The sequence below is a fragment of the Gammaproteobacteria bacterium genome (assembly GCA_034522055.1).
Lineage (GTDB): Bacteria > Pseudomonadota > Gammaproteobacteria > JAABTG01 > JAABTG01 > JAABTG01.
In genome coordinates, this window is sequence record JAXHLS010000002.1 from 3534589 (window position 1) to 3547034 (window position 12446).

12 protein-coding genes and 2 pseudogenes are annotated in these 12446 nt (G+C 60.9%); 4 read left to right on the forward strand and 10 right to left on the reverse strand.

Translation table 11 applies throughout. The annotated features are described in order from the left end of the window. Window positions 1-101 precede the first annotated feature (101 nt). Window positions 102-836: a DUF169 domain-containing protein gene (locus tag U5S82_17085; GenBank protein ID MDZ7753309.1), complete on the forward strand. Its 735-nt coding sequence runs from the start codon at window positions 102-104 to the stop codon at window positions 834-836. Between the two features lie 609 nt (window positions 837-1445). On the opposite strand, the gene U5S82_17090 is transcribed toward U5S82_17085, so the two are convergent. The 8 genes and pseudogenes from U5S82_17090 to U5S82_17125 form a co-directional block, all read right to left on the reverse strand. Continuing rightward, window positions 1446-2894 (reverse strand): alkaline phosphatase family protein, encoded by a 1449-nt coding sequence (locus tag U5S82_17090; protein ID MDZ7753310.1) that lies wholly within the window; start codon window positions 2892-2894, stop codon window positions 1446-1448. 76 nt (window positions 2895-2970) lie between these two features. After that, window positions 2971-3480 (reverse strand): annotated as a pseudogene (locus U5S82_17095) (IS4 family transposase). Window positions 3481-3620: 140 nt separating this feature from the next. Next, window positions 3621-3797 (reverse strand): hypothetical protein, encoded by a 177-nt coding sequence (locus U5S82_17100; protein MDZ7753311.1) that lies wholly within the window; start codon window positions 3795-3797, stop codon window positions 3621-3623. Then, the gene (gene istB / locus U5S82_17105; protein MDZ7753312.1) at window positions 3794-4567 is read right to left on the reverse strand and encodes an IS21-like element helper ATPase IstB; all 774 of its coding nucleotides are present in this window, start codon (window positions 4565-4567) and stop codon (window positions 3794-3796) included. Before istB ends, U5S82_17100 begins: the two co-directional genes overlap by 4 nt. Continuing rightward, window positions 4564-6078, reverse strand: a complete 1515-nt coding sequence (gene istA, locus U5S82_17110) for an IS21 family transposase (protein MDZ7753313.1) — start codon at window positions 6076-6078, stop codon at window positions 4564-4566. Before istA ends, istB begins: the two co-directional genes overlap by 4 nt. 174 nt (window positions 6079-6252) lie before the next feature. After that, on the reverse strand, window positions 6253-6570 hold the full coding sequence (locus U5S82_17115) for a hypothetical protein (protein ID MDZ7753314.1): 318 nt from the start codon (window positions 6568-6570) through the stop codon (window positions 6253-6255). Window positions 6571-6829: 259 nt separating this feature from the next. Further along, window positions 6830-7738 (reverse strand): transposase, encoded by a 909-nt coding sequence (locus tag U5S82_17120; protein ID MDZ7753315.1) that lies wholly within the window; start codon window positions 7736-7738, stop codon window positions 6830-6832. Window positions 7739-7794: 56 nt separating this feature from the next. Beyond that, window positions 7795-8484, reverse strand: coding sequence for a DNA methylase (locus tag U5S82_17125; protein ID MDZ7753316.1), 690 nt, complete (start codon window positions 8482-8484; stop codon window positions 7795-7797). A 132-nt stretch (window positions 8485-8616) separates the two neighbouring features. On the opposite strand from U5S82_17125, the gene U5S82_17130 reads away from it, so the two are divergent. Beyond that, complete coding sequence (locus U5S82_17130) at window positions 8617-8970, forward strand: hypothetical protein (protein ID MDZ7753317.1); 354 nt, start codon at window positions 8617-8619, stop codon at window positions 8968-8970. On the opposite strand, the gene U5S82_17135 is transcribed toward U5S82_17130, so the two are convergent. Continuing rightward, window positions 8921-9874 carry a hypothetical protein gene (locus U5S82_17135; GenBank protein MDZ7753318.1) on the reverse strand — a complete coding sequence of 318 codons (954 nt, stop codon included), beginning with the start codon at window positions 9872-9874 and terminating at the stop codon, window positions 8921-8923. The genes U5S82_17130 and U5S82_17135 overlap by 50 nt on opposite strands. Here U5S82_17135 and U5S82_17140 point away from each other — a divergent pair. Beyond that, the gene (locus U5S82_17140; GenBank protein ID MDZ7753319.1) at window positions 9828-10988 is read left to right on the forward strand and encodes an IS4 family transposase; all 1161 of its coding nucleotides are present in this window, start codon (window positions 9828-9830) and stop codon (window positions 10986-10988) included. The two genes, U5S82_17135 and U5S82_17140, sit on opposite strands and share 47 nt — an antisense overlap. Here the strand turns inward: U5S82_17140 and U5S82_17145 are convergent. Beyond that, window positions 10920-12023: a hypothetical protein gene (locus tag U5S82_17145; GenBank protein MDZ7753320.1), complete on the reverse strand. Its 1104-nt coding sequence runs from the start codon at window positions 12021-12023 to the stop codon at window positions 10920-10922. The two genes, U5S82_17140 and U5S82_17145, sit on opposite strands and share 69 nt — an antisense overlap. 53 nt (window positions 12024-12076) lie before the next feature. Here U5S82_17145 and U5S82_17150 point away from each other — a divergent pair. Beyond that, window positions 12077-12406, forward strand: a pseudogene (locus tag U5S82_17150) (IS91 family transposase). Window positions 12407-12446: the final 40 nt, after the last annotated feature.

Below are 12446 nucleotides of genomic sequence, written 5' to 3' on the forward strand. Positions count from 1 at the left end.
TTCAAACTTTTTATCGTATTCTTATTTTTTAATGCAATTCTGTTGCAGATGGCCATGACATACGCCTACCCTCGATCTGGCGGACAACGCAGGAACACGCGATGACAAACGAAGACTACAAGGCGCTTGCCTCCGAACTCAGCTACATCCTCAGCCTCCAGGTCCCCCCCCTCGCCATCACCTTCTCCGAGGTGGCGGCCGAGAACGTTCCCGCCTTCGAGGGCATCATGCCGGAACCTGCCGACGACGGCCGGACGGGGCGTGTGCCGGCCGGCTGCGTCTTCTGGATCAAGGCCCAGGACCGTACCTTCTCCACCGCCGCAGAGGACCATGGCAATTGCAGCGTTGGCAGCGTCACCCACGGCTTGAAGACGCTGAATGAGGTGAGTGAAAACTCCGACGTGGCGAGTCTCGTAGGCGCGGGCTGGGTGACGCCCGGGATGATTCCGCAGATCCCCACGGTCAAGGGCGACCCCAGCCATGTGACCTACGGGCCCCTCTACGAGACGCCCGTGGAGCCCGATGTGGTCTTCCTGCGCCTGAACGCGAAACAGGCCATGGTCATGGCGGACGCCCTTCCCGACATCAATTTCCAAGGGAAGCCCCAGTGCCACATCATCGCTATCGCCAAAGAGCAGAATGAGGTGGCGATCAGCGTCGGCTGCATGTTGAGCCGCGTCCGCACGGGCATGACAGCATCCGAGATGACCTGCGCCATTCCGGCAGGACGCCTGACGGAGGTGGTGGAGAAGCTGCGCAGCGCGTGCAACGCGGACAAGGCCGTCGCCGCCTACGCCAGCGACGACTCCAAACGCTTCGGCCAATATCTGTCTTGAGCCCGCGGGCCGGCCGCTCCAGCCCCCCCTCGGTCAGGATAGATGTTGTGTCCATTATTCACCTTAAATCCCAACAAGGGGGCGGTCAGTGAGACCGACATGGCACGATACACTGAAGAGTTCGAAGAGCGGGCAGTCAAGCGGCTAATGTCGGGGGGTCCTTGTTTCGCTATTGGGAGAAGCGAAACGCAAGAATGCCCATGAATCGGAGGGCCCCTTCGTGACGGCGAAGCTTGCTTCTCATAGCCAGAGGCTCACCCCCCGCCTTGCCGAGCGCTACCTCAGCGGGGGCTGTTAGACGAGACAGGGTGACCCACGATGACTTCGTTTGGGCTGTGCCGTCAGCGGCACGGCCATGGCGGCGGCTGGCCGGGAAACAGGCGCGGAGGGGGAAAGCGCGCCGGTAAGGCCGTCGTTGGGGCGAATTCGGGGCCGTGATGCCGATCTGCACGTTGATGGGCGAGCCGGAGCGGCCTGCCGACGGCAGATGCCGACGCCGATCAGGCGAGGCCACCCGCTGAGAGCCACAAAAAAGGCGGATTATACGCAATAATAATTCGAATGCTATCGACCGATGGCACCTGGATCCGACGAAAGAATAAAAGGCAATTACCGATGTCGGGACGGTCTGCCAATCTCCTTCAGAACGAATTCGAGATCCTCTTGGTCTAGCTCTTCTGCGAATGTAACTTTGGCTCGAGCAGCCGGCTTCGCTCCCATAAGTGGCCGAGCATTACGCGCGGTGTTCACCGCCAACGGCGTCTGATCAACCAGCACGTCTCCTAAATGTCGAGCACGACGCACACGTTCCGGAATGATCTTTGAATTGAGGTGCTGCGGGGCGAAACGCTGGAGCAGGGTCCGGAATACCGTCGCGTGGTCAAAAATCTTGTGAGAGACGCCAGAGCGGGCAACAAGCGGAGAAACCACAAATGTTGGAACTCTCACGCCAAATGTCGAGGCATCGGGGTGCGACAGCGATATCTGGTTCGATGCTTCAGGCGGGTGGCTGGAGCCCGGTGAACCGGGGGGTGGCACGTGATCAGCGAAGCCGCCGTGCTCGTCGTATGTGATCACCAACATAGTCGACTCCCACTGGGAACTATTCTCGACGAACTCGACAATGCTTTCGATGAACTTTTGCCCTTCACGAACGGATGTATCTGGCTGATCGTCGTTATTTGGCATATCGCTGGGGAATCCGGTGAAAGACGGGTCGATAAATGTGACGGCAGGTAGTGGATGGATCATCTCACTAATTGGTCGGATTCGATCCTGATCGATGCGGAATTTGTCAAATACGCGCAGAAACGAAACGTCACTCTCGAATAGTTTCCAATCGACTCCTACATGATCAAGCATGTCAAAAAGAGTGAGATCCGACATGTAGCCGAAATCGTCTTTCATTTCGACGTTGTTCAGAGCAGGAGTAACCCCAGTATAATAGCAGGCTCTGTTCGGATAGGTGCCAGCTGGAACTGAGCAAAACCAACGATCGCAGATCGTGTAGTCGCGTGCCAGCCGGTCGTATGTGGTCATCGTATCGGGAGTTTGAAATCGGAGTGCCCGCTCGGGATCATTGTGGATTCCTCTTGGATTGAGGCCCCTAGTGCGATCAAGTCGACGTCCATACTCAGAGACGAAAGCGTCCATCTTCCCGTTGTTGATCTGTCGCACTATTGAATCATTGTCATGGTCCAGATTGGGGTAGAAGGACGGAAACGGCCCCGCTAGTGGCGTTGTTTCTGTGCCAGTGAGATCGCCGCCGAGTTGACGCGTCGAACCGTCGAGGCCGTCGACATCGTTGCGCCTACCGTAGTCAGGATGCGACAAGTAGCCGAGCATGTGATCAAAGGAACGGTTCTCCATCATCACAAAGACAAAGTGATCGATAGTATTGAGAAGCTGCTCAGCGCTCCTTCCGACAGCCATGGCTGGCACTGCACCGTGGTCGATAGGGAGGATCGGAGGTTCTTGATCCTCAATGCCGGTCGTCGCCGAGCGCCGCGCCGCAAAGGCGGGATTGTGCGGCACCTGGAGTTGTTTCGGGTCGATCATCGAAATTGCAATTTGATCTCGAGTTGCTGCGGAACGGTGAAAGTAGTGATCCCTGCTCGTGAGTCCCGACTTCTCGTCAGGACGCGAGTCGGAACATGCTGATTCTTTCAGTGTCCTGCCGTTCGGTGATGAATTTTGCCAGGGAATGGGTTTTGGCGGAACTCAAGAGAAATTCCGGCAGCGTGTTGCGTAGCGCATGAGTGACGACGAGTTCCGACGGGGGAATACCGGGTCGGATCGTCCGCAGCCACGAGCCGAAGGATTTCCAGATGAGCTGCGGGAAAACCACCGACAGATACTGAAGCAAGCCTTGAGCGACGACGCCGGCCTGCATGAAGACGTGGTAGGCGTGGATCTTGCGTTTGACGTTCTCGCGATACCTGCGCGTTTCCCGGTGCAGGTATTGATTGCCCTTGCGGCGTTTGAGCGGCTTCATGTCCTGCATCCAGAAGTGATAGGCGAAGGTGCCGATCTGTCGGACGGCCTGCTTGAAGCTGTGCTCGATCTTGAAGCGCAGGCCGTAGAGGCGAATGATCTCGACGGCGTCCAGGGCGACGTCGGTGCACATCAGCAGGGAAGAGCCTCTGGTGTTAACGGCTGAGCAAACCCGCGCATAAATGGCGAAGGTCGCAGTCGCAGGTTCAGGCGGCGTGACTCGGCCTCAGCGCGGATAGGTCGCCTCGACTCAAGCCAGGTCACGCCGCCGGGGTGGGCTTAAGAGTCGGCTCAGAAGATCAAGTCATCGTCGTCGACTTCAAAGGTCGTTATGCGGTCTTGTTGCATGAGTTCGACCAGCTGCCGATCGTATCGGCTCCAGATGGCATCGCGGAGTTCGTCGATAAAGTCATAGATCGCCAATGCCTGCTCTGGTGTCCAGTCGTCCGGTATCGGGGGATGGGTCATGGTTGGGCTCCTTTGTTGGATTTGGCTGCGGATTGGCGCCGCTGCGCCTGTTGCTGCTGTCGCTCCTTGGCCTCCTTGAGCCGGTAGGATTCACCTTCGATAGTGAGGATCTCGGAGCGGTGTACCAGCCGGTCCACGAGGGAGACCACGCAGGAGGCGTTGGGAAAGACTTCACCCCATTCGGCGAAGGGTCGGTTGGTGGTGACCAGGGTGGATTTCTCCTCGTAGCGGCGGGAGACGATCTCGAACAGCAGATCGGCATGGCGATTGGAGTAGGCGAGATACCCCACCTCGTCGACCGCTAGCAGTTGAGGGCGGGCGTAGCGGGCGAGGCGCCGCTTGAGGGCGCTGTCGCCATCCTGGGCGGCCAAGTCATTGAGCATCTGGCCGGCGCTGGTAAAGAGGACGCTGTGGCCGGCCAGCACCGCTTGATGGGCGATGTTGCGGGCCAGGGTGGATTTGCCGACCCCGTTGGGTCCCACCAGGATGATATTGACCGCCTCGGTAAGGAAGTCGAGGCGCATCAGCTCACTGACCAGTTCCCGGTCGCAACGGCTGGGCCAGCCCCAGTCGAAGTCGGCCAGGGGTTTGAAGCGGCCCAGCCGCGCCCCTTTCATGCGCCGCTCGAGGCTGCGGTCGGCACGTTCTTCCTCTTCCCACTGGATCAGGGACTCGACCCAGCCAGCGTCGGCGTGCTCCTCCCAATGGCTCAGCAGGCCATGGAGCTTGAGGGCCGTGGCCCGTTCTTTCAGGGATGGGTTAGGGATCATTGGGGCTCCTCCTGGGCGTCGTCTTCGGCTTCGGGCGGGGTGGACTGCAAGGCGTCGTAGCCGCCCAGATCATGGGTGCGTACCACCAGCCCCCTGGCGCGCGCGTGGTCGATGCGCACTCCCACCCGGGGCGGCTGGTTTCTCGCCTCGCGCCTCCGCTGCAGGGCGATGCGCACGCCGTTGGGGTGAGCGACCCCGTGGGCCAGGCTCTCCTGGATGGCCGCTTCCAGCTCGGGGGCGCCGTAGGCATCGAGGAGGCGCAGCAGGGCGGCGGTGATGGCGCCGAGGTTGTCGCCACGCTCAGCGGCCTGTATGAGTAACTGCCGGCTGGCCGGTGCGGCCTGGGCCAGGTGGTCCTGGCCGCGATGATGCCGGGCCTGGCGTTTGATCTGGACCAGTGCCTCGATGTGTTCCGGCTGTTCGATCTGCCGGCCCTTGTCGTAGCTGCGCGGGTGGCGGGCGATGACGTCTCCGCCGTCGAGGATCCGCACCTCGGTGGGTGAGGCCGAGACGGTGAGGGTGCGGCGCACATGGGTGTGGGGCACGCTGTAGTCGTTGCCCTCGAAGCGCGCGTAAGGGGTCTTGCCGATGTGGACCTCGACCCGCTCGTCGGTGGGATAGGGGTTATCGGGCAGCGCCAGCAGGGGCTCCTGCTCGAAGGCCTGGCGCACCGAGAGGGCACGGTCCTCCGGGCAGGGCCGGTCCATGGCCCAGCCGTTGCACCAGGCCTCGGCCTGGGCGTTGAGATCATCGATGTCGGTCCATTGGCGGGCCGGCCAGAAATTATCGCGTATCGTGCGGATGGCGCGCTCCACCCGCCCCTTCTCGTTGCCCCGGGCCACCGCCACCGGACGGGGCTCAAAGCGGTAGTGGGCGGCGAACTCGAGCAAGGTGGGATGGAAGCGGATGGCCTCACCCTGGCGCTCCAGCACGGCGCTTTTCAGGTTGTCGTAGAGCAGGACCTTGGGCAGGCCGTTCGAGGCGGTGAAGGCCGCCTCATGGCCCCGCAGGAAGTTGGCCATCTTGGCATCGAGGAAGAAGCGCAAAAAAATGCGCCGGGAGTAGCTGAGCACCATGACAAAGGCCATCAGGGCATGGGTTGCGCGGCCGATGGTGAGCTTGCCGAAATGGCCCCAGTCGATCTGTCCCTGGTCGCCGGGCAGGGTCTTCAGGCGCAGAAAGGCCTCGGGCCGGGGGCGTGGCCGGTAACAGGCGAGCTGATGGCGGAAGTGGTCGGGGCCGCCGGGGTAGCCCCGTTCACGCACCATGCCGTAGAGGCGGCTGGCGGTGAGCGTGGGGAACTGGGCCAGGGTGTCGGTGATGAACGGCAGATAAGGATCGATCATCGACGGCTGCGCAGCCCGCTCGACCTTCGGCATGCCGGCCTGGGAGAGCACCCGATTGACGACGTTGTGGTGTACGCCCAACTGGCTGGCAATGGTGCCCACCCGCCACTTCTCGACGTAGTGATAGCGCAGGATCTGCGCCTCTTGTTCTTTGCTGATGGCCAATGCGTTTCTCCTCATCTCGTGGCCGGCCGGCTCAAGGGGGCTGAGCCCGGGCGCCTGGTGGCCCCTGTCGGGTGACTGTTCCAAGCGCAGCAGCGGCGGTGGCGCGATGAAGCGGGCCGGTACGCAGGAAAGGTCCGCACTCACGGCCGCAGAAGTGGCAGCGAATGGGCGCCATCATCGGCGCGCCATCCGCACCGCGGCGGCCAGCCGGCCTCGCCGGAACGGGGGGTAGTGGATCATGAGGGGCGGGGCCGGGGAACCCTGATGCGTCACTTTCTGCCTTCTCGCCCGGTAGCGGCGTTGCCGCTCGGCATGCTTGTGCCGGCCCTGGCGGCTCTGCTGGTAGCGCCAGCCGGCGGCCCGCAGAGACGCGCTTCGTGCCGCCTGCGCACACCCTTCAGGGCAATAGATGTTGCCGCGGTCACAGCCACTGCAAATCATCACCTGACGATGACAACGGGCGCAGTTGTACAGGCGTGCAGAGTTCTCCATCGGCGATCCAGGCCGATGAGGACTTGATTGTCAGGGGAAAACGAGAAATAGTGTGCGGGCACGTGCTCTGCACGGCCCGGGGTGCGATACCGGGATCGACCGCCAAGTCAATTAGACCCGGTATCGCACCTGTCTCAACGGCCCCTCTTCATCTACCCGATTCCGGCACTCCTGTCACCGGTTGCTCGCGGCCGCCCGCCAGACGGCTCAGCGACTGGTTGGCCTGGCAATCAATCCTTCGCCAGATATGCGCGGGTTTTTACAGCCATCTACATCTGGTCGGGTGGATGACGGCGACGAAGCGCACGAGCTGTCCGGCGGGCCGCCAGAGCAGGTCTCGGACCTGGTACCGAATCGTGACGTTGTCCTCGCCGTAGACGGGGCTTGGCGCGGATTGGAAGTCGTTCGTGTCGTTCAGCAGTGACCTGAGCTTGAGCTTCTTCCCGTAGCGTCTCGGCCGGCCTCTTTTCCTCGGGCCGCGCTGGTGATAGGGGGTGTAAGCGACGGCATTGGATCGGACGCGGGTGACGAGATGGTTGCCCTCGGCGATGAGGCCGCGAACCATCTTGCCGGCGGCGTAGTAGGCATCGGCAACGTAGTAGAAGGGTTCCGTGATCGCCACGGTCTGAATCAGGGCGAGCATCTTGTCGAGCAGGGTGCGCCGGTCGCGATTGGAGAAGACGAGGCCCTCGTGGATGCGCACGGCGAGGGGGACAGCGAAGACGCTTTGGTCGGCCTCAACCAGCAGGCTCACCGCCTGAAGGGAGTGTCCCATGATGTATTCGGGCTTGGTGTTGGCGTCGGACTGCTGATGCAATAGCTTCACGGCGGGCATCTTCTTGCCGCGCTTGGGGACTTTGATCCCGTCCCCGACCATGACGCGGCGGCCGTTGACGAGCAGCGGCGCGGGAAAGAGCCGCAGCACGGCCTGGGTCCACAGCGCCGCGAGCCGCTCGAGCTTGATGGCGCGGCTGTGGAACGAATCCAGCAGGTTGTCGTAGAAGCGGGGCTTGAGGGCGAGCGCCCGCACGAGGCTGGTCACGCCTAAAAGATCGCCTCGCACGGTGAGACCGGCCACGGCGGTGGCGAACCACAGGAAGGTGCGCAGGCGCGAGAACGCCGGACGCAGCAGCCAGATTGCTTTCCACCAGGACTCCCATAGCGACATCGTCCACCTCCCATGAAGTGAATGAAACGGTGATTTGGCCCACCGCGCGGGGCCGGTTATGGAGAAGGCGTGCCGGGCTCGGGCTCCTGGACTTCCACGGCCATCACGGCCGAGAGCACCGCCAGGCGCTCGGCGGGCGGCATGGCCTCGTAGCGGCGGGCCCAGCTCACCGCCTTGCGCTTGATGCGTTGGCGGTCCGTGAAGTTCTTGCCCGCATAGCGCGCCCAGTGCAGGCGCTCGACGCTGAAGTTGAACCACAGCTTCTCGGTGACGACGCCCGCCTGGTTCATCACCTGAAGCTCGAGGCTGCGCCACCCGGCCAGCCGCTCGTCGTAGAGCGCCGAGGGGTAGCCGGAGAGGATCACGTGACAGGGCAGGCACTTGAGCAGCTCGAGCAACGCCACGTGGTCGTGCTCTTCGTAGTCGAAACGGTATCGGCGCTCGCCGCGGCGGGTCGGCTGCAGATAGGGCGGGTCGCAGTAGATGAGCTCTCGCCCCCGATACGCATACTCGGCCAGGAATCGGTGCGCGCAACCATGCACCAGCTCGACCGGATAGGGGCATTCGAACTTCGCGAGTGCTCGCCGATTGCGGTCGATGCCGATGTTGACGAGCGCCGGCGGCTTGCGTTGCATGATCGCCCCGCCGCCGAGGTGGCTCTCGATGTAGGTGTCGTGGGGCGGCATCAGGGCGATGATCGCCTGGCACAAACCCGACGTCGCCTTCGATCCGAAGTAGCTGCCCATCGCTGCCGATCCGTGTCCGTGACGACCAGCAGACTAGCTTCATTCAGCTAGGGTGTCAAACGACATCGATGACTCGGCGGCAGCGCCTTGCGTACCTGATGATCGAACGTCCGCCAGTGTTATGCTATCGACATGAGTGAGAAGCATCCCTTCGCCGGCGGGCTACTCGACTACATGGGCTCGTCCCAGGGCCAACGCTCCATCGAAGTTTCAGACGCTCTCTGGGCGCTCATGGACGACGTGCAGCTCGATCCCGGACGACGCGAGATCATCTGGCCCGAGGCCCAACGCCTCAGCTTCGATCAGTCCATCGAATGCATACAGAAGGCGTATCCGGACTTCCCTCGTGAGCGTATTACGAGCTTCCTGATCTCCTGGCTCGAGCACTACGCCCCGGAAGATTACTCCCGGGAACAACTAGACGAACTCGATGCGCTCACCGAAGACTGGCTCGACGAGCTCGAGGGTCAGTACGGGGAGCAATAACCGCCGAGAACTCGGGACTCTTGAGATCCCTGTTCGCGATTGTTCTAAAAGTATCCGATATGAGTTCACCGTATTGCTCAGATCTGGAATCAACGGCCGAGTGAACAGCGTGTGGAACTTCGTGTTCGGCTTTACCACCGAGGTAATCTGCCAACTCCTCGAGTCCCTGTTCTGCGAGAAAAGCTCCAAGATTGACCGTGCCGGCGCTAATAAAGGTAAGCCAAGGAGGCACGTCGATGTCAATGTTGAAGTCGGCGACGTCGAACGCCAAGTGGATAGAAGGCCGTACCGTGCCAACGGTGAGCCTATCGTGCGGGAGATCTCCAAAAGGAGCAGGAATTTTCTTTCGAGAATGGTTGCACGCCAAAAACACGGTGGCGCTAATTTGAGGCACCTCCACGCCAATGGGTCCCCAGTTGCCATGGATACCGGAAAGGCAATAACGCGTGACGAACGCAGGATCGGCCGGGAGATGGGATCCCCGGTCGGCAATCATGGGATATTCATCGAGAACCGATGTGACTATCTTACGAAGGCTATCGCGCAACGATCCATTGACGTTATCAGGGGTGACGCGCTGGAGAATCACATCGAAGAAAAATACGTTCGGGTCGAAGTATGCGTCGGCGACGGCATCAACAAATGCTGGAACCTCAACGTGTGTTTGACGTCGAATATCTAACTTCAACGCCGAGGTAACGTCTGGTACGACGGCTTGGAGCATGCGTTTTGCGATCCTGGACTGAAATAACTCAATGACCTCAGGGATCCCCTCATTTTTAATCTCAACAATGACTTGCAACTTGTTGATCTGAAGATCATTCTTGGAGTCCTCACAATCACCATGAGGACCGGCGATGAAAGCAGCACAGGCGCTTCGGCAGGATGACATCATCGAGTTCATTGATACGCTTTTCGACGGCGACTTGCACGCCAAGCGCGTGTTGTCGCTGGCGAACGCGGCCTGGGGGGTGCTGACCAGCGCTTCGCTGGCAGTGCATGCCATCGGTCAGGGTTTGGCGCATGCCCAGGGGACGCTGAGCAAGCATGGTGTGAAGCAGGTGGACCGGCTGCTGAGCAACCGCGGCATCAAACTCGCTAGGTTCTTTGCGTGCTGGGTGCCCTATGTTATCGGCGCACGTACCAAGGTGGTGGTGGCGCTGGACTGGACGAGCTTTGCCAATGACGGGCACGAGACGCTGGTGCTGTCGATGCTGACCCGTCATGGTCGTGCCACACCGTTGCTGTGGCAGACGGTGGAGGCTGCCACCCTCAAGGGCCGGCAGACGGATTACGAGGATGCGTTGCTGTGTCGGCTCTATGAGGTGCTGCCGGCGGGGGTGGCGGTGACGATCGTGGCCGATCGGGGCTTTGCGGACTGCAAGCTGTTGAAGCTGCTGAGCGAGGAGTTGGGTTTCGGCTATGTGGTGCGGTTGCGCAGCCAGTATTACATCACCAACGCCAAGGGCGAGCGGCGCAAGGCAGCGAAGTGGGTGGGTACCCATGGCCGGGCGCGCACGTTGCGCGATGCGACGCTGACCGACTCCCAAGCCCTGCCCGTGGCCACGGTCGTGTGTGTGCAGGCCAAGGACATGAAGGAGCCGTGGTGCCTGGCTGCCAGTGACCGCGAGGCGAAGGCGAAGACGCTCATCGGTTACTACGCCAAGCGCTGGGGGATTGAGACGAGCTTCCGCGACATCAAGGATCTGCGCTTCGGCATGGGGATGTCCTCGCTGCGGATCGGTCGCCCGGAGCGCCGCGACCGGTTGTTGCTGATCAGTGCACTGGCCATCGCCTTGCTGTCGCTGCTCGGTGCCGCGGGAGAGGCGTTGGGCTACGATCGCTGGCTGAAGGCAAATACCGTTAAGCGGCGTACCCACTCGCTGTTTCGCCAGGGACTGATGCTCTACGAACATATTCCGAATTGGCCTGAGGAGCGATTGCGCCCGTTATTCGAGAAGTTCACCGAACTCCTCCACGAGCAACGCGTGTTCCGCGATGCCTTCGGTATTATTTGAGTTAAAAATGAGGGGATGCCTAAGCTCAATGACCATCCGGATCATTTCGTGCAGGCTCATGATTTCTAGTTCGTCTGCGTCAAACGTCGCACCGCCGGAGAAAGATGCCGGCAGGTCCCATCTGATGTTTTCGATTCCGAGATGTTCGGCGATTTCTCCTTCGAGTGAGACCCGAACTTGACCATCGATGACGTAGATCTTGGGGTTCAGCGATTCCACGGCACCGTTGAAGGCGCGAAGAAACATCTCAGTATCCATTCGAGTCACTGACGAACGAACTTTGCGCTTGACGCTGACCCTGCAGTACGTGCAAATAATTGCCTGATCGTTTGGGTTAATGAAGGTCACGTCAATGACCTCATTGCCGTCGATGCTTTCGACCTCGAATTTGGCTGGCGAAGGACTGCCGGCTATCGCGTGCAGCGTGTCGCGATCTAATTCCTGACCATCTCTCACCGATACAACAACCTCGACTGGGAATGTCAGTTTCGGAGGAAGATCGGTTGGCGGAAGTGGGTCGAGTGGGTCGAATGGGTCGAATGGGTCGAATATTCCTCTGGGGTTCAGAATGTCTCGTCCACCAACAGGTCGTATTGCTGCTGCGCGCATGGAAGAGATGCCGGCATCATCGGTTATTGAACGTCTGTGCGCCACAAGATCAGGGGTAGTCCGAAAGGCTAGGCGCCTCGGAGCGTTCGTTGGACTGGGAGGAGTTTCGGTCGCAGCCAAAGTCGTCGCCGAAACCTCCGCAGGAGTAATCGCCCCGAACGGATTCAATGGGGGGACAGCGGAGCGGGACGCGTTCAAGAGGTCGAGGTCGAACCACTCGTGTGCTCGGACCGCAATTTCAACCGATGACGGTGGTGTTGCTCTAAAAGATACTCGGCGGTGCTGGCCAGGTCGGAGCGTCAGGTCGTGCAGCGGCATGCCGTGCCCATTAGGGATAAAATTGAGGGCGTCTAGCTCGGGGATTACCACCTTGTTGGGAAGGTCTCTTGCGCTGATGCCGAAATCGGTGATGGGGGATCGAGGCATGGATGGCTCCCTGTTCCGCGTCTGCGCCTTTCACTTAAGATTAGCATAGTCACGACTTTATTGACCGGTTGGCGGCCTTGGTACCGAAACCGCGGGTCAAGCTGACCCGTCAAGGGGTGTTTGCCCCGAACAGTCAATACTGCGCGCGGGTGACACCAGCTAGGCGGGGCAGAGGAGGCGAACACGTCACGCCGGCGGAGGGGGAGCCTACGCCAGCCGAACGCCGCGCCTCGATGACTTGGACGTAGCGCCTGAAGCGAGTCTTCGGGATAGATATTGCGACATGCCCGGCCTGTGGCGGGGCGGTGCGGATCATTGCCTGCATCGAGGGTCCCAACGTCATTGAGAAGATCCTCACCCACCTGGAGGCGAAAGCGCCGTCACCCGAAGGCGCCAGGCGGCCGCCGTACCGAACGCCACCGC